Source organism: Cellvibrio sp. OA-2007 (assembly GCF_000953825.1).
GTDB lineage: Bacteria > Pseudomonadota > Gammaproteobacteria > Pseudomonadales > Cellvibrionaceae > Cellvibrio.
Genome location: NZ_BBUL01000075.1, coordinates 1 through 24370 on the forward strand (window position 1 = coordinate 1; position 24370 = coordinate 24370).

Sequence of the window (24370 nt, forward strand, 5' to 3'; positions counted from 1 at the left end):
TTGTTCGTTTGCGTGGATTGTTTCTTGCTCATGGATCACCTCTGGAGTAAGTTTACTCAGTTTCTAAGGTGTCCGATATTCGCGGTAGGGATCACAGATGCTGCAGTATCAAAAACAGATTTTTCTCACATTCAAAAATAGAAAATATATAACAGAATGAGAAAACAAAAAATCATCGCCCGTACGTTTATGGCCGATGATATTCGCTGGATAGTGGATTACAAAAGCAGTGATATCGAAAGCGGGGAAACAGAAGCAGCGTTTATCGCAAGAGAAATGGAATCCTATAAAGCCCAATTATTGCGTTATCAAAATTTATCAGCCATAGCAGAAACAATGCCAATAAAAACGGCGCCTTATTTGATCAGCATTGAGAAGTTGGTTGAAACGGTGTAAATAAAAAACCCGAGTGCAGGCTCGGACTTTTGTAAGTTAATCACATTATTTTATAAGTCTTCACAGCAGTAATATCTTAGCAATCCAAAAATTTGGAACTGACGATATATGGCTTGATTAATTCCTAGATATATAGCCTCTATTTTTGAGCTTCCGCTTTGGGCACGTTACTCCCCTAAAAACTGTTGCAGTTTACAAACGCGATTACGCAATCCACCCCAACCAATTCACTCTTACCCTGCCGGCAGAAAATTTCGTAAATCACACCTGCCCGCAAACACAAAACCGCATTAAAGACTATTGCCGGATATTACGCCAGCGGGTATTACAGGATATTACATGAGGGGTTTTGTAGATTATTACTCCCCAAGAACAGCCTGCACGTATAGGATAGCGGCTGTAATTTTTACGATGATGAACCCAATGTATTCAACTATAAAAAACGAAATACTTTTAGCTGCTTTAGTGAGCATGGCGGTGCTGCTGGGTGTGTTTGTTGCGCTTGAGCAGTTCACCGCGCTCAATGCGCTGCAATGGTTGCTGCTTGCCGATGGTTTGTGGGCTTATGTGTGCTGGCAGTTGTGGCGGCGGGTGGAGTTGAACCGCGCGGATGAAAGTGCGCCGCTCTACCCTACGTTGGGTTGGGCAAACCGGTTGACTTTAGTGCGTGGTGGGTTGATTGCATTGACCGGGGGATTTTTGTTGCAACCGCAGACGGCAGGATTGATTGCTTGGGTTCCGGGCGTACTGTATGCGGTTGCGGCGCTGCTTGACCGCATGGATGGATTTATTGCGCGCCGCACCAAACACACAAGCTTATTGGGCAGCGAATTGGACACAGTGTATGACGCGCTGGGTTTATTAGTAGCGCCGTTACTCGCCGTGGGTTACGGCAAGGTTCACTGGAGTTTTTTACTGGTAAGCGCGGCTTATTATATTTTTGTGTGGGGCATGTATTGGCGGCGCACACATAATTTGCCGGTTTACCCGCTCATGCCCAGCCTTTTGCGCCGCACCCTTGCAGGTTTTCAGATGGGTTTTGTCGCGTTTGTTTTATTGCCCTGCTTTCACGCGCCCTTAACAACACTTATGGGTATAGCATTTATGCTGCCAATTTTATTCGGGTTTATTGTAGATTGGCTTGTCGTGAGCGGCAGGATTCCAAGCAATACACAGAGCCGCGTTTTTTTTGATCGCCTCGCACAGTTCAGCCAATATTATTTTCAACCATCGTTGCGCACACTGCTGTTTGTTGTTGTTGTTATTTTTATCTTCCTCGAAAAAACTCATACACCGATATCAATACAGACGAGCTTACTGCTATTAGCCGCCGCCGCCCTGCTCGGCTTCGCTGGCCGCGTTGCGGCGCTGTGCATCTTAATAGTGATTACTTTGCTGCAAGGAGAAAATGTACTTAATGCGGTGAACGCGGCAATAATACTAAGCAGTGTTTGGTTGATGTTATTAGGCACTGGCCGGTTTAGCATCTGGCAGTGGGATGACCGCTGGGTTAACCGCCGCGATGGTGAGGACAGCCATTAATGCAGCGCGCTAAATTATTTACTTTTTTACTTTGGCTGTGCGCATTGGCATTAGCTGCCTGGACACTCGCACAATTACCGCTCGCCGATATAACCACCAGCATTACCACACTCAGCGCAGCGCAATGGCTTGTTTGGATTGGGCTAAATTGTGCAATTATTTTGCTACTCAGCCTGCGCTGGCAAATATTGCTACAAGCTTTAGCGGTGCCGATCAATTTTTTCAGGCTGTTAATTATTCGCCAAGCGGGGCAAGCGGTAAGTTTTATTACCCCCGGCCCACAATTTGGCGGCGAGCCGCTGCAAATTTATTGGTTGTACCGCTACGGGTTGCCCTTGCGCAAAGCACTGTTGTCATTGGGTTTGGATCGCTTTTTTGAACTCTGGGTTAATTTTTCAGTGCTGTTATTGGCGGTACTGATTTTACTTTTTGCGACTGGCGATGGCGGAAACCCTACAATTGGCGATTGGAAAAATGCGTTGCTGCCGCTTTTGTTATTTTTAGGGTTAATGTTGTTACTGGCTTGGGTATTAATAAAACAACCAAACTGGATTAACGCGCGCCTTGAACGAGTCGCCGCGCGCTGGCAACACAATTATCGGCTCAGCAAGATTAATCAACACTGGCAATCATTAGGCGATGATTTACGCAATACGCTACGCACACAAAGAATGCGATTTACCTGTGCGATTGTTTTATCGCTGCTCGGTTGGCTGGGATTATTGGGTGAGCTGTATTTGATTTTACGCTTTGTGGGTATTCAGGCGGATTTGCACAGCTTTTTGATTATTCTAGTGGCAATGCGCATGGCTTTGTTACTGCCTATGCCCGGTGGCGTTGGTACATTGGAGGCGGCGGTACTTTGGTCTTTTACTACGCTGAATTTACCGGCGAGTGCAGCACTGGGTGTGATTGCTCTAATGCGTTTGCGCGATGGGATTATTTTGCTGGTTGGGCTTGGGTGTTTGCGTTATAGATCAAAAGCTGGATCCCCGCTGCGCGAGGATGACGACTCCCTACTTGATGAATCCGCAAACGAGAATAACAACTCCCATTAATACCAGAACATTCTCATCGTCACTCCCGCTTGCGGAAGTCCAGCTTATTATTTTGCTTTAAAACCTATCGATCCCCGCGCGACTTCGGTTTAAAACTGCTTGCGGTACGCCGCCCAGCAGGTGGCATTTTCCCACAATTTAATATTGAGTGAACCTGTTCCGGGTGGATTAATCAGCGCGATGATTTTTTCATTAATGATGCGGCTGAAATGTTCGATACTGGGGTTCAATCCGGCGAATTCTTCTTTTTCATTCAGCATACTATCGCGAAAATAGCTGACCACTTTATCCAGTGCGGCTTCTATTTCTACTATATCGACCAAATAACCGTGTTTATCCAACTGGTCGCTTTCGATACTTACTTCTGCTACATAGTGATGGGCATGGGGAAAGTTTTCACTGCCCCAGTCACCGCCGATTAGGAAATGGTTGGCAATAAAATCGCGGGTTACTGCAACGGTATACATAAAAATCTGCCTATATTGAAATTAAAAAGATAAACGAAAAAATGGAAATCAGTTATGCAGGTGCATAGGTAAAAACTGCCTGCAGAATTTGCTCAGGGGTTTGATGCAATTGCTGATAAATCGCAGGGGCATCGCACAGTGGCGCGCGATGGGTAATCAAATTACTTGGCTGCAATTTGCGCAGCATGTGCCAGCAAAGTTCAAACCGGCGCGTTTTACTCCAGCGGCCACTCAACTCCGGTGCAAGGCTGCTAACCTGGCTCGTAGTAATGTGCAACCGATTGCGATGCGCATCACCACCCAGAGCAATCGCTGCAGATTTATTACCGTACCAACTGCCGATCACAATGCGGCTGGCAAACCCGGTTAAATCTATGGCGAGATTTAACGCATCCGGCACGCCGCTCACTTCATAAATTAAATCGGCACCTTTAATATTTTCGCTGCAATACAATTGAGCGTTTAACATTTTCATGTCAGTTGCAGAAAATGGATCGGATACACTATTCGCACCTAACTGCAAAGCGCGCTCACGGCGTAAGGCAATGGCATCTACGGCGTGCAGTTGTGCAAGCGGAAATTGCGCCAATAAACTTGCGAGCAACAAACCGACTATGCCCTGCCCCAATACCACAACCCGTTCACCCAACGCGGGCTTACCGTCTTGCACTAAATTTACAGCGGTTTCCATATTGGGTAAAAACACGGCGTCTTCTGCGCTGATATCATCGGGCACAGGGATAAGATTTTCGGCGGTGGTTATAAAATGGCTTGCGTGGGGTTGAAACGCAAATACACGCCGCCCGAGCCAATCTGCATCTACTTTGTCACCCACACGGGTCACTATACCGACGCTGGCATAACCGTATTGCAGCGGATACTGCAGTTGATTTTGCAGCGCACTGATATTTGCATCCAGCGCCATGTCATTGGGAATTTGCCCGCGATACACCAACATTTCTGTTCCGGCGCTGATTGCAGAGCATTCGACGGCTATTAATAATTCATCATCGCGCAATTCGCGCACCTGATGCTCACGCACTTCAACTTGCTCAATATCGGTGAACCAGAGTTGTTGTATAGGCGGGATTTTTTTTGCTGGGGAGATAGTCGTCATGCTGCGGTATCGCCATAGGAAATATTTCCCCAGAGGATGAGATCATCACCCAGACGTTCGGAGAAAAAAGGATTTAATTTTGGTAATGCGGCGCGCGACGTTTGCTCTAAATCTTTAACCGCTTTGTAACCGCCAACAAATTGCGGCGTAATGGTGAGCACAACTGCATCCACCAAACGCGCCGATAAAAATGCGCTGATCACACTTGCACCGCCTTCCACCATCAAACTCTTGATGCCACGATTCCACAATAATTGTAATGCGTGCGGCAAACACACGCGGCCATCGGCATCGCCTTGCAGCGCGGTGATATCCAAACCCTCAATCACTGCGCCGTGATCATCCACCGTGGTTAACACCCAGCAGCGTTTATCGGGCAGGCAACATAAACGCGCCTTGGGGGGCATACGCAATTGGCTATCCAACACGATGGGCTGCGGATTTTGACCGACCCAGTGGCGCACGGTGAGCTGCGGGTCATCACTTAACACCGTGCCAATACCCACTAAAATGCCGTCGTGAATACTGCGCAATTGATGGGTTAAACGCAGCGATTGTTCACCACTTAATGCCAGTGGTTCGTCGCAGCGCAGGGCGATACTGCCGTCGAGACTCTGTGCATAACTGAGTGTGACAAAAGGTCGGCCAGTTGCGCGAAATGCTTTTTTATTATCAGACAGCCAATGTTCAATTCGTTGATTCAGATTCATGCATATCACTGTGATGGAGCGTTTATTGTGGTGGGCTTTGCGCAAGCCGAGCGCAACCGCGATCTTACGGCGCACTCTCACATTAGGCAAGGCAACTAACCCAATGATTCACAGGGGTGTGAATCACGCCGTTTATGCTGGCAATCACACTGCGACTCATGGAGAATTGCACCGCTACTGTTGAAGAATTGTGTTGCCATAGTCGGCTGAAAATTTTCTAACTATGTTATGTAACGAACAATTCAGGTCACGAACAATCTACGAGCAATGGCGTAATGGCGGTTATTTATTTTGCAATTCCCGGTGATATCAACACCTTAACCGGTGGCTATGCTTATGACCGGCGTTTGATCGTTGAGTTGCAGGCACTGGGTCACACTATTCACCTGGTTCAATTATCCAGTCGTTTTCCCGCACCAGATGCAGCGGTACTCGCTGCTACCGCTGCTATATTTGCTACCCTGCCCGACCAAAGTATTGTCATTGTTGATGGCCTCGCGTTTGGCGTTATGGATATTATCGCCGCAGAACATGCCGCGCGCCTCAATATTATCGCACTCTGCCATCACCCATTGATGCTGGAAACGGGATTAACACAGCAGCAAACGCAACAACTTTTTTTATCGGAACAGCGCGCACTGCATGCGGCCAAGGCCGTAATAGTGACCAGTGCAATGACGGCAAAAATTCTCACTGAACAATTTGTCCTTCCCGCAGCGAAAATCACCATCGCACTGCCGGGAACGGATGCACAAACCTTTGCACCCTGCAACGGCAATCCGCCGGTGTTATTAACCTTGGCCACACTCACACGGCGCAAAGCGCACGATGTATTGATCGACTCACTCGCTCAAATACAACACCTGCAATGGACTGCGCGTTTTGTGGGCGGAATGGAATTTGACTCGGACTGGGTTTTAGCATTGAAAAATAAAGTGGCCGATTACGGGCTGGAACAACGTATAGTCTTTGTCGGCAATGTCACTGATTCAGCGACAGAATATTCTTCGGCAGATGTGTTTGTATTGCCCTCACTGTTTGAGGGCTATGGTATGGCATTTGCGGAAGCGCTGGGTTTTGGTTTACCGATTATCGCCGCGCGCGCAGGCGCAGTACCTGATGTAGTGCCCGAAAGCGCGGGCATACTCGTCGCACCGAATGATTCAACCGCACTCGCCCACGCATTACAAACATTATTGACGGATAAGAACTTACGCCAGCGCTTGCAAACAGGTGCACAAGCCACCGCAAAAAAATTACCTCGCTGGGCTGACAGTGCGCGCACTGTCGCACAGCTGCTTCAGCAACATATTCCAAAATGAAAAGTAAAAGTGAGTCATCCTATGAGTAGTTTTTCAATCACTTGGCTGGATTTACGTGAAAATGCCGATTTTGCTGCACGCGATAAATCCCTCGCGACACAAGCGTTGGATTGGCTCGGCCAGGCAACCGATCCGATTTCACCTGACCGGATTATCGTTGATTTGGGTGCGGGCACCGGCGCAACTCTGCGTGCACTGACCAAACTTGGCGCCAACAATTTGGTGTGGCGACTGGTTGATTTGGATGGAAAATTATTAGACGAAGCCCTGCGCCGCCACGGCAAAAACTATTTGATTGAAGACTACCAAGCGGATCTGAATGTGATTGGCGAATTACCTCTGACCGGCGCACATATAATCACCGCCTCGGCATTGATGGATTTGGTCTCAGCTGAGTTTATCGATGCCTTGATTGATCGTATCAGTGCACACAAAACAGCATTGTACTGTGCGTTAAATTACGATGGCACAACCCAATGGATACCAGCGCATCCGCTCGATGAAAAAGTGCTGTCCGCTTTTAATCAAGATCAACGTAAAGACAAAGGTTTTGGCCCGGCACTCGGCCCTGACTGCACTGAGTATTTAACACAAGCGCTGGAAAACAGGGGTTATACCGTTTCAATCGCCCAGAGCCCTTGGCAATTAATGGCAAATGATGCGCAGCTGCTAACAGAATTAATCAATGGCATCGCAGCTGCAATTGATGAAGATTATGGATTAAATACTAACGAATTAACCGAGTGGAAAAATTTTCGTATATCGAACATAAACAACGGCAGTTGTGTTGTCGGCCACTTTGATGTGCTCGCGCTGCCGCGTTAATGATTTGGCAATGAAAAAGCCTCGATAAACTTATTGCGTAATTTATCCATGCGCCACACCGGCGCATCGACAGAGGGCACCATGCCCGCTGTCCAATCCCACTGTTCTATTGCTTTTATTACCTGTGGGTCACGCGCGATTATATGAATGGGTACATCCATGCTACCGGGTTTAGTGCGATCTGTTTCACCGGTAACAATCGGCGCGGGTTGATGATCGCCCAATACCAATACCACTAAATCATCATCACCGTAATTCACAATATAAGACGCAATAGTTTGCAGTGCATATTCGATTGACAACCGGAATTGCAAACGAATGCGCGCATTATTTTTCCAGACTTCTTCCGGGCTATCGCCACTGCCTGCTTGCGTATTAAACACAGTGCCATCACCCACCGCATTCCAGTCAATTAATTCAGGAATTGGCGTCCAGGGGGCGTGGGAAGAAATTAATGCAATTTCAGCCATCACTGGAATTGAGGATTTTTCCGCAAGTTCACGTTTATGAAAAGCAGACAAAGTGTATTGATCCGGCATAGTCACCCAATTAAAGGGCTTGCCTTGGTAACCGAGATTGCGCGAGTGGTAGATATGATCGTAGCCGTAATAATTTCCCTCTGGCCAATCCATAGTGATCGCGGGCATAACCGCCACTGTGCGCCAGCCTGCTTGATTAAACAGGCGGTTCAACGTGGGCTGTTTGCTCATCATCAAACTGTTGTAAGTGATTTGATTGTCAATCCACACACCTGACAAAGCCGTGCCATGGGCGAGCCAACTTAAACCACCCACGGTGGGGGAGGTTAAAAAGCCGCTGCGCATTGCAAAACCTTGCGCCTCCAGCTCAGTGGAAACTTGCTCTAGCAGCGGGCGCACATGGGGTGAAAATTCCGGATTATCCAGCACTGTGCGACCATAGGATTCCACAAATATCACCAGTACATTTTTACCTTGCAAACGGGAAAATAACGCGCGGTATTGATCAACGAATTTTTCGCTTTTATCTAATTGCGCATTGAAGGTTTTGAGGTCGGCAAGCGTCGCAACAACGGCGCGCGCGTGGTTGGATAAATGCTGATAGAACTGCATGGATGCTTTTATTGAACCGCCAAAAAACAAGGCAAACCAAAACGCCGCACCAACAAATAATCCAGCTATTAACACCAATGGTGCGCGCTGCTCAGCTTTGCGCAACAAATGCTGCACGCGCCCCAAGACCCAAAACGCCGCCAGGGTGATGCTCAACACCAACAATATTAATAATGCGGCCACCACTAACGCGCCCACTTTACCAATCGCACCGTTGAGCAAGTTCATACCATTAGCAAACAAATAGCCATCAAACACCGGATTAAATGGCCGCGCAAATACGTTAAACGTTGCCATATCGGCACACTTAAAAATAATTCCCAGGGCTAAAAACCCGGCCATTATCCAGCGCAGAATCAAACCCACACGCCCGCGCAACAGCAGGAGCACACTGAGCACTAGAATCTCTACAGGAAAAAAATAAAAGGATGAAATGCCCAGCGCATCAATGCGATTGGGAACGAGCAACGCAACCATTAACAAGGCAAGCGCAAAACAATGCAGACCAAACGACAAATAGGCGGGAGAAGAGCTCGTTTTATTCATGATATAAAGCTACGGCGACCTGAAATTTCTAATTATCGCTCAAGCTTATCATGCCGGGATCATTCAGGGCGATGCGCATAAAAAAACAAGGCGGTGGTTAGCCGCCTTGTTGATCTTGCAGTTTTGTACCAGCCGTTTAGGGATTAATCATCTGCCTTCACAATGGCTTGAATCAAGTTAGGGTAAAGCTGGGCACCCGAGGCGCGATCAAACAATGCCATGCCTCCGTTACCGCCGTAACCATTATCCCAATACACCGGTACCATGCCATGAGTGTAGGCAGATTTGGTGATGTATTCGTTCCAGTAGTTGCGATAGGTTTCGTGATCTGCAACGTTGGTGCGTGAAACCACACCGTACTCGCCCAGAATGACCCCGATACCTTTATCCACAAAATTGATTTTCATTTTTTGAAATTGTGCATCGGTATAGGCTTCATTTGCCCAGGTTTCCGTCGCATTGGGATTAGTCGCATTTTTGCCCCACTGGGTAATATTGCTGCTGGTGTTCAAGGTGAAGTTGTAAGGATCGTAATAATGCACTTCCATCATTAGACGATTACTAACGGTATCGGTCGGGATTTTTGCAAAATTAACCGTGTGATCGATATTGGTATTGAAGCCTTGCACTACCAAATGACGAGTCGCATTTTTTCCACCGGTCGCACGCACCGCGGTAACAAAAGTTTGGTTGAAACTATTTTGCACTGTGTAGTATTCGGCAGTGGGTGTGCCGTAATCGCCATCAACCATCACTTCGTTAGTACCTGCAAAGAGCAAGCGATCATCGTAGTTGGCAAAACGCGTGGCGATCTGCGTCCACATAATTTTCAAACGATTATTGACATAGGCTTGTTGCGCATAGGTGGGTTGCATCCAGCCATTATCCCAATGGATATTCATCACCACATACATATCCGCGTTTAGTGCGTAATTCACCACCTGCTCAACACGATCCATCCACGCGGTTTGAATCACAAAATTTTGCTCGTTTGAAAATTTACTCCATGCGACAGGCAAACGAATTGTTTTAAAACCTGCTGCTTTCACCGAGTTAATTAATTGCTGGGTAATTAAGGGATTACCCCAATTGGTTTCACCGCCGATTGCATCCAGCGAGTTACCCACATTCCAACCAATACCCATCAACTTAGTCAGTTGTACGCTGGTTACACCAGCAGAACTTAACGATGAACTGCTCGAAGAGCGACTAGAAGAAATACTGGAGCGAATACTTGAGGAACTTAGCGAAGAGCTGGATGAACTCGATTGCACACACGCGCCACCTGTTACACCAAACGGCGAAGGCTGGCTGGTACAGGTATTGCGGGAAATACAACTCTTATTGTTTTCATAGCCCCAGCCACTTTGCGTAGTCACGCACAAAGGATAAAGCGAGCCGTACCAGTTACATTGCTGTACGCCCGAACAAGCCGATGTTGATGAACTAACGGATGAGCGAAGGCTTGACGAAGACACACTACTCAATGACGAAGATACGCTACTCAATGAAGATGAGCGACTTGACGGAATATTCGATGAAGAGCTGTATGCACTGGTTGAAGTAGAAGAAGCACTGTAACTATTCGTACAAATACTGCCGTACACAGTAGGCGCTTCAATCGCGCCATTGCCATTAACCTGCACACCGACTGAAATGGTTTGACCTGGCTGGATGTTAGCGTTCCAACTTAAATTGCTAGCAGTGTATGGGTTGCTGCCAGTAACCGCTGCATTCCAACTGCCAGTCACACGATTATTGGCATAACTCCAATTCACACTCCAACCATTGATTACCGTAGACCTTATGTTGGTAATTTCTATGCTGGCCGTCGCACCACTTCCCCAGGAGTTATTCACTACATACTTACAGTTGGCGATGGGCGCTACAGAACTTAGCGCAAGCGAACCTTGCGCCGCGAACATACCGGCACTCAACAGTGCGGCGGTCGCGAGTTTTTTAAGCTGCGAGATATTCATCAGGGAGTGCTCCTGTTGTTATTGATTTTTAACCCGACGTAAGGACACATCCTTTCGGCCGGGAGGATCTGCCGTGGACTAAATACAGCGGCGCTATACAGCATCTACGAGGGAAAATATCGAGAAAAAGCTTTGTTATCAAAATAGTCAGCAGGACTACATACTAACGACTAATGCGATAAATAAGACTTGAAATATCCGGTCTAATGGTGGCTTTTAGTGACAGAAAACTGAATATGTGACGGGATTCACAAATAGAAATGTTTTTATATATGAAAAATTGAGATCACTATTCGGTTTTTCGGCCGTGAATGACATACAAAACAGCTTAATCATTTTTACTAATTGTTTTTTGTTTTTATATGAAAACAAAAAACATCTGTAAAGCAGCCCCGCTGTGAACAAATGTTTCAAAACAGGCTCCAGTCCACATTTTCATTACCGATGTTTATGTTTAAAAGCAAACCATATATGTATTATAAATCCGCAATATAGACATCAATAACTATATCCATAAAGGCAGAATTAAGGCCTACCTAGAACCAGCAACGAATCGGCAATAGCTTGGCAAATATCTCTGCACAAGCGTTTAAAACTACATAAAAAATAGCCAAAGCACTTTGTTGTTCGAACCTATACCGCAGTGATATCCAATATCGGTATGTGATCGCCTACCCACCCTAGCCTCTTGGCCTTGGATTGGCTTGCCATGTTCGATAACGGTGCTTCCCAAAAACCACTAGATTCGGGAACTTTATGAATTCGTCCACCACTACAAACCTACTTAAACTCTCAGTGCTCAGTGCTGGCATTATGCTGGCTGCTAGCCAACATGCCGGAGCAGCTTGCAGCTATACCGTCACAAACAATTGGGGCAACGGATTTACCGGTGAGATCAAGGTCACCAACAATACCGGCCAAACAGTCAACAACTGGTCGGTGTCATGGCGAGAACCCGGTGCGAGTGTGACTAACGCGTGGAATGCAACACTGAGCGGAGCTAATCCTTACACCGCGAGCGCTTTAGGTTGGAACGCGACACTGGCTCCCGGGGCATCGGCCAGTTTTGGTTTTCAAGCGAATGGCACCGCCAGTACACCAACAGTAAACGGCAGTTTGTGTGGTGTGGCAACCTCATCTACCGCGACCACATCCAGCACTCAATCAAGCACTCCGGCTGTCAGTTCGAGTTCGAGTATAAAAAGCAGTGTTGCCGTTAGCTCCAGTAAAAGTTCTTCATCCGCTGCATCCTCCATCCCTGCAGAAAGCAGCTGGATTTTTGAAGAAAGTGCGGTGGGATTTTGTAGCAACTCCGGGGTGATCGATACCAAACATTCTGGCTATACCGGCACTGGTTTTATCGATACAGAAAATGTTATTGGTGCATCTATCCTGTGGAGCATCAACGCTGCGAATAACGCGAGTTATAACATGCAAATTCGTTTCGGCAATGGTGGCAGTGCCGCGCGACGCGCAAGCCTTGAAGTTAATGATATTTCAATTAAAACGCTGGATTTCCCCACCAATAGCAATTGGACGCAATGGCAAACCGTTAATGTCAGCGTGCCATTTAAGGCAGGCGTCAACAGTGTAAAACTTGTTGCAGAAACGGCTGATGGTTTAGCTAATATCGATAGCATTAGCGTGACAGGCAATGGCGTAACACCTGCCGCTTGCCCTACTGCACCAACAACACCAGCCGCGCAGGATTGCAACAGCGTTACATCGCAACCTATTTTGCAAGTCGCAGCAGATGGTTCGGCCACTTACAAAACTATCGCGGCGGCACTGAATACGATTTCGAGTAGTAACACTACACCTACGCAAATTCGCATTAAACCGGGCACCTATCGCGAAAAATTATTGATCACCAAACCCTTGGTAACGTTTTGTGGACAAACCGGAAAAGAAGCATCGACAATTTTGACCTACAACGATGGTGCCAGCACCTTGAAGGCCGACGGCACTGCAATTGGCACATCCGGCAGCGCGAGTGTAACGATCAAAACAAATGATATTTCCATGGAAAATATCACCATCGAAAATTCATTCGGTATTGGTTCACAGGCGGTTGCGTTATTGGCGCAAGGTCAGCGTTTGCAGTTCCGCAATTGTCGTTTGCTTGGCAATCAGGACACTCTCTATACCCACAGCGGCACTCAGTATTATCGCAACTGCCATATTCAAGGCACTGTTGATTTTATCTTCGGCGCAGCAACTGCAGTTTTTGAAAACAATACCATTCACAGTGTCGGTGGCGGCTCTGCTCTAACTGCGCCTAGCACAGAACAAACCGTGCCCTACGGGTTGGTTTTTCTCGGCGGCAAAGTCACTGCCACACCCAATGTCGCCAAAGGTTCAGTGGCGCTAGGCCGCAACTGGAGACCTTATGGCGCAGCCGCCTATATCCGCACTGAACTCGGCCAACATATTTCTGCTGTGGGCTGGGTAAAAATGAGCGAGAACACCTTGGATACTGCGCGCTTTTCTGAGTATTTAACTACCGGTGCGGGCGCCAATACTTCTGCTCGCGCACCGCAATCCAAACAATTAACTGCAACACAAGCAGCGACTTATACCATCGGCAATATTTTTGGCAGCTGGCAACCCAGCTATAGCAAATAAAAAAAGATTCATCATCTAGTACTGAAATATTAATAACCACTTTGGAAATATTATGAAAAACTCAAACAAGATTTTTTTCACACCGTTCAAAACAACATTTGCAATAAGCGCTTTGGCGATGGCGATAGCCTCACCCACATGGGCAGCATGCAGCTATACAGTGACCAACAATTGGGGCTCAGGATTTACCGGGGAAATCAAAATAACTAACAACACCAATCAATCAGTAAATGGTTGGTCGGTGTCATGGCAGGAGTCCGGTGCGAGTATTAGCAATACATGGAATGCAGCACTCACCGGCAGCAATCCTTACACTGCCAGTGCCTTGGGTTGGAATGCAACTCTGGCCCCCGGCGCATCGGCCAGTTTTGGTTTTCAAGCAAATGGCACAGCCAGTGCACCAAAGGTGAGTGGCAGTTTATGTGGTGCAACCAGTTCATCGGCGCCCAGCAGTAAATCCAATTCAAGTGTGGTCAGCTCCAGTCTTGCAAGCTCAATTAAAGCGAGTGCACCAAGCAGTTCAAGCAGCAGCAAATCATCAAGTTCGATGGCGCTAACCAGCAGCTCCACATCAAGCAGTAGCTCGAGTACACCGGCAACCTCATCGTTCACAATTCAAGAAGAGCAAGCCGGTTTCTGCCGCGTAGATGGCATCGCCACCGAAAATACTAATGCCGGCTATACCGGCAATGGTTATACCAATACCAATAATTCACAGGGCACTGCGATTGCGTGGGCAGTAAATGCAACAACCAGCAGCCGTCACACAGTGACCTTCCGCTATGCGAATGGCGGAACAACAAATCGCAATGGAGCACTCATCATTAATGGCGGCAGCAACGGCAATTACACCGTACAACTGCCGACAACCGGTAGCTGGGCAACATGGCAAACCGTGAGTATCGAAATAGATTTGGTACAAGGTAACAATAGCGTGCAACTCACCGCGCTTACAGCCGATGGCCTGGCGAATATCGATTTTATAAAAATTGAAGGCGCGTCCACTAACGCGGGCAATTGTGGCGGCGTAAGCAGTAGCAGCGCAGCATCTTCCGTAAAATCCAGCTCCAGCGCAGCAAGCAGTTCCGTGCCAGCAACAGGCAACGGCACAATGCTTACCTTAGATGGCAATCCAGCCGCAAGCTGGCTCAACAAATCGCGCACTAAATGGAATACATCACGAGCAGATGTTGTACTTTCTTATCAACAATCTAATGGCGGCTGGCCAAAAAATCTCGACTATAACTCGGTGAGTACAGGCAACGGCGGCAGCGATAGCGGCACCATCGACAACGGCGCAACCATTACTGAAATGGTGTACCTCGCCGAAGTTTATAAAAATGGTGGCACCACCAAGTACCGCGATTCAGTGCGCAAAGCGGCCAACTTTTTAATCAATTCGCAATACAGCACCGGCGCGTTGCCGCAATTTTATCCACTGAAAGGCGGCTATGCCGATCATGCAACGTTTAATGATAACGGCATGGCGTATGCACTAACGGTACTGGATTTCGCAGCAAACAAACGCGCACCGTTTGATACGGATGTATTTAGTGATGCAGACCGCGCAAAATTTAAAACTGCAGTAACCAAAGGCGTTGATTACATTTTAAAAGCGCAATGGAAACAAAATGGAAAATTAACAGCCTGGTGCGCACAACATGGCGCGACTGATTATCTACCCAAAAAAGCGCGCGCTTATGAGTTGGAATCGCTCAGTGGTAGCGAGTCTGTTGGTGTGATTGCATTTTTGATGACTCAGCCGCAGACAGCACAAATCCAAACCGCCGTTAAAGCGGGTCTCAACTGGTTCAATAGCCCGAACACCTATTTGGAGGGCTACACTTACGACTCTTCCAAAGCATCCACGAATCCTATCGCCCCGAAAGCGGGCAGCAGAATGTGGTATCGCTTTTATGACTTAAATACCAATCGTGGTTTTTTCAGCGACCGCGATGGCAGCAAGTTTTATGACATCACATTGATGTCGGAAGAGCGCCGTACCGGTTATAGTTGGGGAGGTTCGTATGGTGAAAGTATTATTAGTTTTGCGCAAAAGGTTGGCTATCTATAATACTTTTCTATGACTGAAAATATTGCGCCCGGTGTTACAACCGGGCGCAATAACAAGAGAAAAATATCATTAATCAACTGCATTAATAACACCTAGCCCACGCAAAAATGCGCGTTGTGCTGCTGGAGTTTGCTCGCCACTATAGGGTAGAAGTGTCCAAGTTTCTGTGGCAGACATAGATTCGTCGGGCTTGAGTGTTTTGTAGGGCGCATGTACCTCCAGCTCTAACAATCCCTCATCTGGATTGGCATTTAAAAATTCTTGATAAAGTTCAATTTGCCCCTGCTCTGGATGAATCGCATTTTTCGGCTGCAGAGGAAATTGGATCAGCAATAATTGTTGGTCGCGAAATGCCGCTAACCAACCCTGCTCCGGCTGAATAAAAATTTTGCCTTTTCGCCCTTGGTGTGTAACAGGCGAAAAATTTTCCAACGCAAATAACCCCTCACTGAAATTATGTTCCAGCTGCCCATAGGTTGCGTCGGTAAAATGCTCAACGCGCACATCATTCATGCTCGCCACCGGCACATATACATTTGTTGTATGCGGCACACGGGTGTTAAACCAAATATCCCACGCAACACTGGAATCGCGAATGTTTTGTGCGGTGACATCCACACGAATTTGGTTAGGTTTTCCATCTACCAATGCAAACGTTTTTTGCATAGCTACGCCTGACACAGGGCTATTGGGGCTTTGCATAATCACGCGCTGTGGTGTTTTTTCCTGCAGCGTATTTTTCGCGAGAATTAAAAAAGGATCTGGCGGCCACACCGCTTTTGCGGCTGCACGCGCTGGATTTACCAGCTGATGCACCCACCATTGGCTCTGCGGACCTACCCAGGTTTCGTGACCAAAATAAGCAATATTATTCGCATTTGGCGTCACAGCAGGATTAGGTTCGCTGACAACTGCAGCGCCCACACGCAAAAAATTGGGCTGATCAACCAGACCAACCGATACAACACGGCCGCCAATATCCGGTGTAACTTCAACAGCAACCGTACCGTTGCTCAATGGAATGCGCGTAATTTCTGCTTGCGCAGACAGCGCAGTAAATAAAGACATATACAAAAAAATCCTTACTAAAAAGATAGGAGGAATAGGCATGATTGATCTCTCACTCAATATTTTTTGTAGGTTTTTTTGCAGTGTGCGACAAAATCTACGCTGGATATTGTCTGCACTGAGTCGCTTTATATCGGGATTAAATTAGCTGATATTAGAGCAGTGGCTTGGAACTCAGTATTTGCAGTAATTGTTGCAGGTGCACGGAGGACTCATAACCTAATGGAGTGAGATAACCACCATCAACTTGAGTTGTTAACTGTTTTTCAAACAGGCGGCGGGTTGCGGCGATAATTTCACTCGAAGCATCTGAGTGAACCTTTAATCCGGACTGACTGGTACTGGTATCAAACATACGCAGCACTTGCATTTCGGCAACTAACTCTTGGGATATTGGCATAGTCATTCTCCGTTATTATTGATTTTTAACAGCGCATCTTTGTAACACCAAAGCAGCAAATCCTTTGGGTCATTCAGTTATAAATAGCATAGCTAGCGCGTATCACCAAAATAATTAGCAAAAAAAACCGACCAAACACAAAGTGAAAGGTCGGCAACTAGACAGTTTTAGGGGTAACACCTGGAATCTGGCAAGTGGCCGGGAGCTGTAATAAAACCGCTCCACCCACCTGAATCCATTGAAAAAATCATCCTTGACCGAGGCATCTCTCCAAATGCCTGTCCATACTCACTCTCACTCGGTTGCTTACTTCACTACAGTTATTGCAGTGGAGGGTAAGCATTGTTCACTAAAATTTGGAATGCGCCCTTAAACCAGCGACCCGCCACCGGCGCATTAGCCAAAGCTCCAGTAGTGGTGCCAGCCGCATTGGTGTAGGTTGGATCGCAATTGCGGTCAAAACCTTTCGCTGGATCTTGAGGGTCAAATGACAACTCCTTAGACGCAGCGCCATCAGATTCACCTGGCGGCTTCACCCATACATACGCATCAATACCTGCAACTGGCGCAGCTTGTGGACGCTCACCTATACCACCGGGCTGGTTACACCAATTTCCACGGTGTGCACGACGATCAATACGCGATTGATCTACGAATGTATCCAGCACGGTGCTAGTAGATACAGCAGTCGGACGATTTGGACCACCCCAACCATTACGTGATGTGTCTACCAACATACCAATGGTTGATGGGAAACCAGATGCAATCATCGCGGTACGCCACGCTTGCACAAACGAAACTTCGCTGAAGTGAGGATTCCACTCGTAGAATTTCGCTTGGCGAGTTTGGGTACCACCACCAGTACCGAATGAACCGTTCGCCAATGAATCCAGGAATGGCTCGTACAGCGGCGTATAACCAGATGTGTTAGAAACGAAACCAGCGATTGAATTTACTCCACCTGTTGCACCTTTAATTGCATTGCCAATCAAAGTAACGGCCTTGCCGAAGTTGTCAGTCCAACCCAGCCAACCTGAGTGACCTATATCAACATAGCTGTACACGTTAGTAATTGGATACAACTTGCTCAGTGTGTAACGGGTATTAGCCACATAACCATGAGTTGGGTCGGTCGCTTCTTGACATGCAGGCGTGCTCAAGTTGGTAACCAGGTTTGGCAGCGAATCCGGCTCAATAATCGCGATAATCCGCAGTGATGCGTATTTAGGATCAGAGAAAATTCCGGCAATGACATCGACATACTCGGTGCGGTAGCGTGCACTACCCTCAGCAGTTTGTTTTAACTCGCCATTCGATGCCAAGGCATGACAATCACGATTTGGCAGGTCATACACAACAACTTGAATCACATTCGCTTTTTGCGCCAATGCGGCATCCAAGTGATCGCGCAGGCCGAAGCTGCCATCGGTCGGTGCAATAGCGCCGATGCGATCCATCCACACCGCAGTGTTATAACCGGCAACTTTTGAACCATTGGTTTCTGCCTGAGCTTTAGCAGACCAGATTGGATCTACGTACCACTGGGCACCCACAAATGGATTATCCATACGCACGCCAGGCGTCACGCTCGATACTGATGAACTTGAGCGTGAACTAGGTGCAATAGATGAGCTCGTGCTCGGAACTGAACTTGACGTAGTTGCAACACTTGAACTACTGGGGACCACAGAGCTAGTTGTTGCCACAGAAGAACTACTTGGCGCGACTGATGAACGCGAGCTTGGCGTTACCGAACTGGTAGTCGCAACAGATGAGCTACTCGGAACAACAGATGATCGAGAACTCGAACTAGGAGCAATGCTACTGGACGAACCACCTACGATATTGGTACAGGTTGAGCGCGCAATACAGCTCTTGTTGTTCTCCCAGCCCCAACCGCTTTGCGTGGTAACACACAGAGGGTAAAGGGTGCCATACCAGTTGCATTGTTGGCCGCCATTATTAGGCGCGCTGGAGCTGCTCACCACAGGAGTAGAGCTGCTAGAGCGAGAAGAGCTAACGGACGGGATGCTCGAAGGTGCTGACGAACTAGTTACTACCGTGCCGGAGCAAATACTGCCCGTAACGTTCGGAATTTCGGCCACACCGCCGCGCTTATCAACCTGAAATCCGAAACTGGTCGATTGCCCTGGCTGTAAAGTGCCATTCCAGCCCATATCTTTTGCACTGTAGGGATTGCTACCACTGAGCTGAGCATTCCATGAGCCTGTCAGGCGGTTGGTTGCATACTGCCAACCTACGGTCCAACCAGTTACTGCGCTATTACCGCTATTGGTAACCACAATTTCACCTGTAAGCCCGGTATTCCATTCATTGCTGATTTTGTAAACACAGCCGGCTGCTGCACCTTGACTAGCCGCAGCTAAGCCAAGGCTTAACAGCGCAGCCAAGCCATACGTTTTACTTATTGGAGTTGTCATTCAAGTTCTCCTGGATCCTATGAGGAAGGCGTAAAGCCTCGTTATTATTTTGCGCCAACGGTGACGGCGCTGACTTTTTCTACATCCCGGTATATCGCAAGGTATTTGCCAGCATCTGAGCAATCTATGCATAGTTTGTTTGCGCAATCTTTACGATGAAGTGCAATTTAGAGAGTGACGCCAGCTCAGCAACATACTCGCTCGCAAAAACAATTACGGAATATCTCAAAATGTAGAAGAAGGACGAAAAAACATGCAAAAACCATCTGAATCACACTTTTTATTATTATTTAAAGCAAAATATGCTGCTAACCCCTAACAAAAACGTCCAGCGATGGCAGCCCTGCAATAATATGATTTTATCTACATCACCGTCCGAGACCCGGCTCACATTGTACACTTGCACACTAGAAAATCTATCAGATTTATGTTTGCGCAACCCTTTAAGCGACAAAATTTTCAAAATTGCCGCTCGCGGTGAAAATTGCTCATCGGAACCATGCAACCAGCTCAATAATAGCCACAGGAAACTATTTTCACTTCACTGACGAACCACAACCCACTTCAACGGATTAAAACGAACCAAAATCTGCACAAAAAGCCAATACATAAACAACCTTTTACCTATGAATAGAACCCACCCATGCTTTTCACCTCATTCAACCTACATCTCAAGAAAATAGATCTGCTTTGATTTTTATGCATTGTTTGCGCTATCATTTTAGGGTAATTTATCCAGCGTGCTTAGACTTAAGAGCACACAGTGAACCGATGCAACCAAAAAAGAACACACTCATAAAAAACTACAGTTCGCGTCACAAAAGACAATAACAACAATAATTTTTATTTATAAATACATTTTTACCCACAATCACCATTGTATCGAGAGCCACCCCTGTAATACCCAAACCTTATTTTTGTAGTGTTTGTTTAATCCTAGTTATTCGGTAAAAGTTTGTTAGCGCAACCACACAATCAAAATAGACAAAGGCGTAAATCATCATGTTAAAAACCCTCATTGTTTATGCTCACCTCCTGGCTGCTTGTGTAGCTATCGGTATTTTACTTATCCAAGACCTGGCGCTCGCCAAATCCAAAGGCAGCCCACTATCGGCTTCCGCCATCAAAGACCTCACCCGATCGGCCGAAATCATGTTTATCGCCCTGATCGCCCTGTGGATTTCCGGCCTGTCGCTAGTGCTGATCGGCTATTTAGACAACCCGCAGCAGTATTTAATGAACCCCAAACTCTGGGCCAAATTCACCGTGGTCGCCGTGCTAACCCTGAACGGTATCGCGCTGCACTACTTCAGCTTCCCCCGCGTTACCTCGCGCAAAGGGCTGCTGGGGCTGCCGACCTTTGAACAAATTCTGGTGACCCTTACCGGCGCCCTCTCCTCTGTATCCTGGCTGTTTGCCTGTTATCTCGGCATCGCCCGCCCCTGGAATTACACCGTGGACTACAGCTTTGTCATGTTCATCTACTCAGGCCTGCTGATTGGTGCATTTATTGTGGCCGGTGAAGTCTTGCGCGCCATGCGCAGAGCAGAACCCGAGCCTCCTATGCTCACCGAACAAATTCGGATGAACACCTCCCGTAAGTTTGATTGATCTGTAAACCCGATAGTTGCTATCGGGTTTTGGTCGTGATGACGGCGCTGTAACAATCATTGCGACCCGCTGCACCTGTTTGCTTTACCCGTTCCGTTTGTTTTACCCGTTTTGACAATAACGATGTTGATGACCGTTGCCAGTGCAAGCTGGCATTTACCTCCGAGGAAGACACTATGAGTAGCTTTAAAGCCTCTGCGATCACCCCTCGCCTGGATGGAGCCCTAACCCGCTCCCTCTATGCGGTAGGGTTCTCCCTGGCTGTATCCACTCTCTCCACTGCCGCACATGCTGGTTGCCAGTATGTGATTAACAATCAGTGGAATAATGGATTCGACGCCAAGATAAGAATAACCAACGATGGGACTAGTACGATCAATGGCTGGAACATCAACTGGCAGTACAGCGGCGACAACCGCGTTACCAGCAGTTATAACGCCACCCTCACCGGCACTAACCCTTACTCTGCTACCAATCTCAGCTGGAATGGCACTATTGCGCCCAACCAAACGGTTGAATTTGGTTTTCAAGGCAGCAAAGGTGCGGCAGCGGCACAAATACCTACCATTACCGGCGCAGTATGTGGTGGCACCACAACCTCTTCGGTAGCACCTGCCAGCTCATCTACACCTTCATCAATTCCCGGTGTATCCAGCTCTCGCTCTTCTGTTTCTTCCAACGGCACCACCCAAGGTGTAGCGCCACTGGTAGTGCAAGGCAACAAAGTGACTGCTAATGGCCAGCCAGCCAATCTAGCGGGCATGAGCCTGTTCTGGAGCAATACCGGTTGGGGCGGTGAGAAATACTACACCGCACAGACCGTGTCCTGGTTGAAGTCTGATTGGAAAGCCAATCTGGTGCGTGTTGCTATGGGCGTGGAAGATGCAGGCGGCTATTTGACCGACGCATCCAACAAAGCCCGTGCAACAACCGTGATTGATGCGGCGATTGCCAACAACATGTATGTGATTATCGACTGGCATACCCATCACGCTGAAGACAATAAAGCTCAGGCGATTACCTTCTTCAAAGAGATGGCAACCAAGTACGGCAACTACAACAACGTGATTTATGAGGTGTACAACGAGCCACTGAATATTTCATGGAGTGGTGTACTTAAGCCTTATGCGACTGACGTAATCAAAGAAATCCGTGCAATTGACCCGGACAACCTGATTATTGTGGGCACGCCTAACTGGTCGCAAGACGTTGATGTAGCAGCCAATGACCCTATTACTGCTTACAGCAACATCGCGTACACCCTGCACTTCTACGCAGGCACCCACAAACAATCCCTGCGCGACAAAGCACAAACCGCATTGAACCGTGGTATTGCCTTGTTCGTCACCGAGTGGGGTTCAGTGAATGCCGATGGCGGTGGCGCTGTCAACACAGCGGAAACCAACACCTGGTTGAGCTTCCTCAAAACCAATGGTATTAGCCATGCTAACTGGGCACTGAACGACAAGGCAGAAGGCTCTTCTGCGCTGGTTCCAAATGCCAGTGCTAACGGTGGCTGGACGGCAGCGCAATTGACGGCTTCTGGCACCTTGGTACGCAACAACATGATTAGCCAGAACAGTGGAACAACCTCCAGTGTTGCCCCCTCCAGTGTTGCCCCTAGCAGCTCACGCTCTAGCACCCCAAGTTCAGTGGCACCAAGTTCAGTGGCGCCGAGCTCTGTAGCATCTTCTGTGAACAACGGCGCAGGCGTTCTGTTCAGCGAAACCTTTGAAAGCGGTGCGGTCAATACTCAACCAAGCGGTTGGGAAAACTTCATTGGCTGGGTTCCAAACAACAGCAACACCACCTCTGGCGCACAATATGCGTTGATTGACAGCGCCAAGTCCTACAGTGGTAGCAAGTCTATTCACTTCAAAGGCGGCGCGGCACCTGCGCAAATCATCCGCGCTCTGCCGGCTGGCACTCAACGTCTGTATACCCGCGCCTACGTCAATATGAGCGTTGCGATGGGCAATGTGGCCGGTGATAACCACGAGCATATTCTGGGCCTGAAAAAGACCAAAGATGCCAACGATGAAATCCGCGTGGGTCAAATCAAAGGGGTTTTAGGTACCAACCATATCCCAAGCGATAACATCGCGCCAAAAATGAGCCAGTGGTACTCAGGCCCACAAATGGCGGCCAATACCTGGTACTGCGTTGAGGTGGATTATCTGGCCGATCAAGCCTATGACACCTTGAAAATGCGTGTGAACGGCAATGAAGTTCACTCCATTACCTCGGCTAACGATTGGAACAACGGCGCCTTGGGTGCTGATTGGATGAGCGATAAGTTTAACTATGTGATGTTTGGTTTCCACAGCTTCAGCGGCCGTTCTGCTGACGTTTGGATGGATGACATTGTGGTATCTACCCAACCTATCGGTTGTGGTGCGACACCACCACCTGCAAGCTCAAGTGCACCAAGCTCGGTTGCTCCTAGCAGCTCAAGCGCACCAAGCTCTGTAGCGCCATCGTCATCGGCACCTTCTTCTGTGGCTCCAAGCTCTTCAGCGCCAAGTTCTGTAGCACCAAGCTCAAGCAGTCGCTCAAGCTCTTCTGTTGCTACAACTGCAGCATGGACTCTGGATACCACCGCGTCTTACCTGAACTTTGTGACCACTAAAAACACCCATGTTGTCGAAGTGCATAACTTCACCAGCATCAGCGGTGATATCAGTGCAGCAGGTGTGGCTACCCTGAACATCGATTTGAGCACGGTGAATACCGGTATCGCCCTGCGCGATCAACGTATGCGCGACCTGTTGTTTGAAGTGACCAGCTTCCCCTCTGCGACTGTGACTGTGGCGGTACCTGCCACGTTGATCAGCAGCTTGGCCGTTGGCCAATCGGCTACCACGGATATCTCTGCCAACCTGAATCTGCATGGTGTGACCGGTGCGATTACCACCAAAGTCTCCGTACAGAAACTGTCAGCTAACCGCGTCCTGGTACAAAGCTTATCGCCCATCCTGATCAAGGCTGGCGACTATGCACTCACCGATGGTGTAGAAGCCCTGCGTGCAGCGGTTGGCATCGCATCGATCAGTGTGGCCGTGCCTGTGGACTTCGCGCTCGTCTTTGACGCCCGTTAA

At 48.0% G+C, this 24370-nt stretch carries 17 protein-coding genes; 9 read left to right on the forward strand and 8 right to left on the reverse strand.

The window, feature by feature from the left end:
* Window positions 1-156 precede the first annotated feature (156 nt).
* The 3 genes from AWU77_RS04255 (at window position 157) to AWU77_RS04265 (ending at window position 2996) form a co-directional block, all read left to right on the forward strand.
* A complete protein-coding gene (locus tag AWU77_RS04255) occupies window positions 157-396 on the forward strand; it encodes a hypothetical protein (protein WP_152625262.1) in 240 nt (79 codons plus the stop codon).
* 423 nt (window positions 397-819) lie between these two features.
* Window positions 820-1938: a CDP-alcohol phosphatidyltransferase family protein gene (locus AWU77_RS04260; RefSeq protein WP_193747493.1), complete on the forward strand. Its 1119-nt coding sequence runs from the start codon at window positions 820-822 to the stop codon at window positions 1936-1938.
* On the forward strand, window positions 1938-2996 hold the full coding sequence (locus AWU77_RS04265; RefSeq protein WP_084618041.1) for a lysylphosphatidylglycerol synthase transmembrane domain-containing protein: 1059 nt from the start codon (window positions 1938-1940) through the stop codon (window positions 2994-2996). Before AWU77_RS04260 ends, AWU77_RS04265 begins: the two co-directional genes overlap by 1 nt.
* Before the next feature lie 89 nt (window positions 2997-3085).
* On the opposite strand, the gene AWU77_RS04270 is transcribed toward AWU77_RS04265, so the two are convergent.
* From AWU77_RS04270 to AWU77_RS04280, 3 genes are read right to left on the reverse strand one after another with little or no spacing between them, the layout of a single operon-like run.
* On the reverse strand, window positions 3086-3463 hold the full coding sequence (locus AWU77_RS04270; protein WP_062059653.1) for a 6-carboxytetrahydropterin synthase: 378 nt from the start codon (window positions 3461-3463) through the stop codon (window positions 3086-3088).
* Between the two features lie 52 nt (window positions 3464-3515).
* On the reverse strand, window positions 3516-4580 hold the full coding sequence (locus AWU77_RS04275) for a zinc-binding alcohol dehydrogenase (RefSeq protein ID WP_062059655.1): 1065 nt from the start codon (window positions 4578-4580) through the stop codon (window positions 3516-3518).
* On the reverse strand, window positions 4577-5290 hold the full coding sequence (locus AWU77_RS04280; RefSeq protein ID WP_062059657.1) for a RibD family protein: 714 nt from the start codon (window positions 5288-5290) through the stop codon (window positions 4577-4579). The genes AWU77_RS04275 and AWU77_RS04280 overlap by 4 nt, the downstream gene beginning before the upstream one ends.
* 275 nt (window positions 5291-5565) lie before the next feature.
* Between AWU77_RS04280 and AWU77_RS04290 the strand changes: the two genes are divergently transcribed.
* Together AWU77_RS04290 and AWU77_RS04295 are read left to right on the forward strand one after the other, a co-directional pair.
* Complete coding sequence (locus AWU77_RS04290) at window positions 5566-6612, forward strand: glycosyltransferase family 4 protein (protein ID WP_062059661.1); 1047 nt, start codon at window positions 5566-5568, stop codon at window positions 6610-6612.
* Window positions 6613-6633: 21 nt separating this feature from the next.
* On the forward strand, window positions 6634-7437 hold the full coding sequence (locus AWU77_RS04295; RefSeq protein ID WP_062059663.1) for a class I SAM-dependent methyltransferase: 804 nt from the start codon (window positions 6634-6636) through the stop codon (window positions 7435-7437).
* Here the strand turns inward: AWU77_RS04295 and AWU77_RS04300 are convergent.
* Window positions 7434-9074: a sulfatase-like hydrolase/transferase gene (locus AWU77_RS04300; protein ID WP_062059665.1), complete on the reverse strand. Its 1641-nt coding sequence runs from the start codon at window positions 9072-9074 to the stop codon at window positions 7434-7436. The two genes, AWU77_RS04295 and AWU77_RS04300, sit on opposite strands and share 4 nt — an antisense overlap.
* A 143-nt stretch (window positions 9075-9217) precedes the next feature.
* Window positions 9218-11053 carry a cellulase family glycosylhydrolase gene (locus AWU77_RS04305; protein ID WP_062059667.1) on the reverse strand — a complete coding sequence of 612 codons (1836 nt, stop codon included), beginning with the start codon at window positions 11051-11053 and terminating at the stop codon, window positions 9218-9220.
* Between the two features lie 756 nt (window positions 11054-11809).
* On the opposite strand from AWU77_RS04305, the gene AWU77_RS04310 reads away from it, so the two are divergent.
* Both AWU77_RS04310 and pelA read left to right on the forward strand, forming a co-directional pair.
* On the forward strand, window positions 11810-13678 hold the full coding sequence (locus AWU77_RS04310; RefSeq protein ID WP_062059669.1) for a pectinesterase family protein: 1869 nt from the start codon (window positions 11810-11812) through the stop codon (window positions 13676-13678).
* A 52-nt stretch (window positions 13679-13730) separates the two neighbouring features.
* Window positions 13731-15752 (forward strand): pectate lyase, encoded by a 2022-nt coding sequence (gene pelA / locus AWU77_RS04315; RefSeq protein ID WP_084618043.1) that lies wholly within the window; start codon window positions 13731-13733, stop codon window positions 15750-15752.
* A gap of 69 nt (window positions 15753-15821) precedes the next feature.
* On the opposite strand, the gene AWU77_RS04320 is transcribed toward pelA, so the two are convergent.
* The 3 genes from AWU77_RS04320 to AWU77_RS20055 all read right to left on the reverse strand — a co-directional run bounded on the left by AWU77_RS04320 (window position 15822) and on the right by AWU77_RS20055 (window position 19661).
* Window positions 15822-16820 (reverse strand): DUF4380 domain-containing protein, encoded by a 999-nt coding sequence (locus tag AWU77_RS04320; RefSeq protein ID WP_062059671.1) that lies wholly within the window; start codon window positions 16818-16820, stop codon window positions 15822-15824.
* A gap of 154 nt (window positions 16821-16974) precedes the next feature.
* The gene (locus tag AWU77_RS04325; RefSeq protein WP_062059673.1) at window positions 16975-17220 is read right to left on the reverse strand and encodes a TIGR02647 family protein; all 246 of its coding nucleotides are present in this window, start codon (window positions 17218-17220) and stop codon (window positions 16975-16977) included.
* 320 nt (window positions 17221-17540) lie between these two features.
* Window positions 17541-19661 carry a glycoside hydrolase family 6 protein gene (locus AWU77_RS20055; RefSeq protein WP_084618047.1) on the reverse strand — a complete coding sequence of 707 codons (2121 nt, stop codon included), beginning with the start codon at window positions 19659-19661 and terminating at the stop codon, window positions 17541-17543.
* A 1002-nt stretch (window positions 19662-20663) separates the two neighbouring features.
* On the opposite strand from AWU77_RS20055, the gene AWU77_RS04340 reads away from it, so the two are divergent.
* Both AWU77_RS04340 and AWU77_RS20655 read left to right on the forward strand, forming a co-directional pair.
* Window positions 20664-21272, forward strand: a complete 609-nt coding sequence (locus AWU77_RS04340; RefSeq protein WP_062059677.1) for a DUF2214 family protein — start codon at window positions 20664-20666, stop codon at window positions 21270-21272.
* 176 nt (window positions 21273-21448) lie between these two features.
* Window positions 21449-24370: a cellulase family glycosylhydrolase gene (locus tag AWU77_RS20655; protein WP_062059679.1), complete on the forward strand. Its 2922-nt coding sequence runs from the start codon at window positions 21449-21451 to the stop codon at window positions 24368-24370.

Coding starts and splice junctions, on each gene's coding strand:
- AWU77_RS04255 (WP_152625262.1), top strand. CDS start 157: ATGAGAAAACAAAAAATCATCGCCCGTACGTTTATGGCCGATGATATT.
- AWU77_RS04260 (WP_193747493.1), top strand. CDS start 820: ATGTATTCAACTATAAAAAACGAAATACTTTTAGCTGCTTTAGTGAGC.
- AWU77_RS04265 (WP_084618041.1), top strand. CDS start 1,938: ATGCAGCGCGCTAAATTATTTACTTTTTTACTTTGGCTGTGCGCATTG.
- AWU77_RS04270 (WP_062059653.1), bottom strand. CDS start 3,463: ATGTATACCGTTGCAGTAACCCGCGATTTTATTGCCAACCATTTCCTA.
- AWU77_RS04275 (WP_062059655.1), bottom strand. CDS start 4,580: ATGACGACTATCTCCCCAGCAAAAAAAATCCCGCCTATACAACAACTC.
- AWU77_RS04280 (WP_062059657.1), bottom strand. CDS start 5,290: ATGAATCTGAATCAACGAATTGAACATTGGCTGTCTGATAATAAAAAA.
- AWU77_RS04290 (WP_062059661.1), top strand. CDS start 5,566: ATGGCGGTTATTTATTTTGCAATTCCCGGTGATATCAACACCTTAACC.
- AWU77_RS04295 (WP_062059663.1), top strand. CDS start 6,634: ATGAGTAGTTTTTCAATCACTTGGCTGGATTTACGTGAAAATGCCGAT.
- AWU77_RS04300 (WP_062059665.1), bottom strand. CDS start 9,074: ATGAATAAAACGAGCTCTTCTCCCGCCTATTTGTCGTTTGGTCTGCAT.
- AWU77_RS04305 (WP_062059667.1), bottom strand. CDS start 11,053: ATGAATATCTCGCAGCTTAAAAAACTCGCGACCGCCGCACTGTTGAGT.
- AWU77_RS04310 (WP_062059669.1), top strand. CDS start 11,810: ATGAATTCGTCCACCACTACAAACCTACTTAAACTCTCAGTGCTCAGT.
- pelA (WP_084618043.1), top strand. CDS start 13,731: ATGAAAAACTCAAACAAGATTTTTTTCACACCGTTCAAAACAACATTT.
- AWU77_RS04320 (WP_062059671.1), bottom strand. CDS start 16,820: ATGTCTTTATTTACTGCGCTGTCTGCGCAAGCAGAAATTACGCGCATT.
- AWU77_RS04325 (WP_062059673.1), bottom strand. CDS start 17,220: ATGCCAATATCCCAAGAGTTAGTTGCCGAAATGCAAGTGCTGCGTATG.
- AWU77_RS20055 (WP_084618047.1), bottom strand. CDS start 19,661: ATGACAACTCCAATAAGTAAAACGTATGGCTTGGCTGCGCTGTTAAGC.
- AWU77_RS04340 (WP_062059677.1), top strand. CDS start 20,664: ATGTTAAAAACCCTCATTGTTTATGCTCACCTCCTGGCTGCTTGTGTA.
- AWU77_RS20655 (WP_062059679.1), top strand. CDS start 21,449: ATGAGTAGCTTTAAAGCCTCTGCGATCACCCCTCGCCTGGATGGAGCC.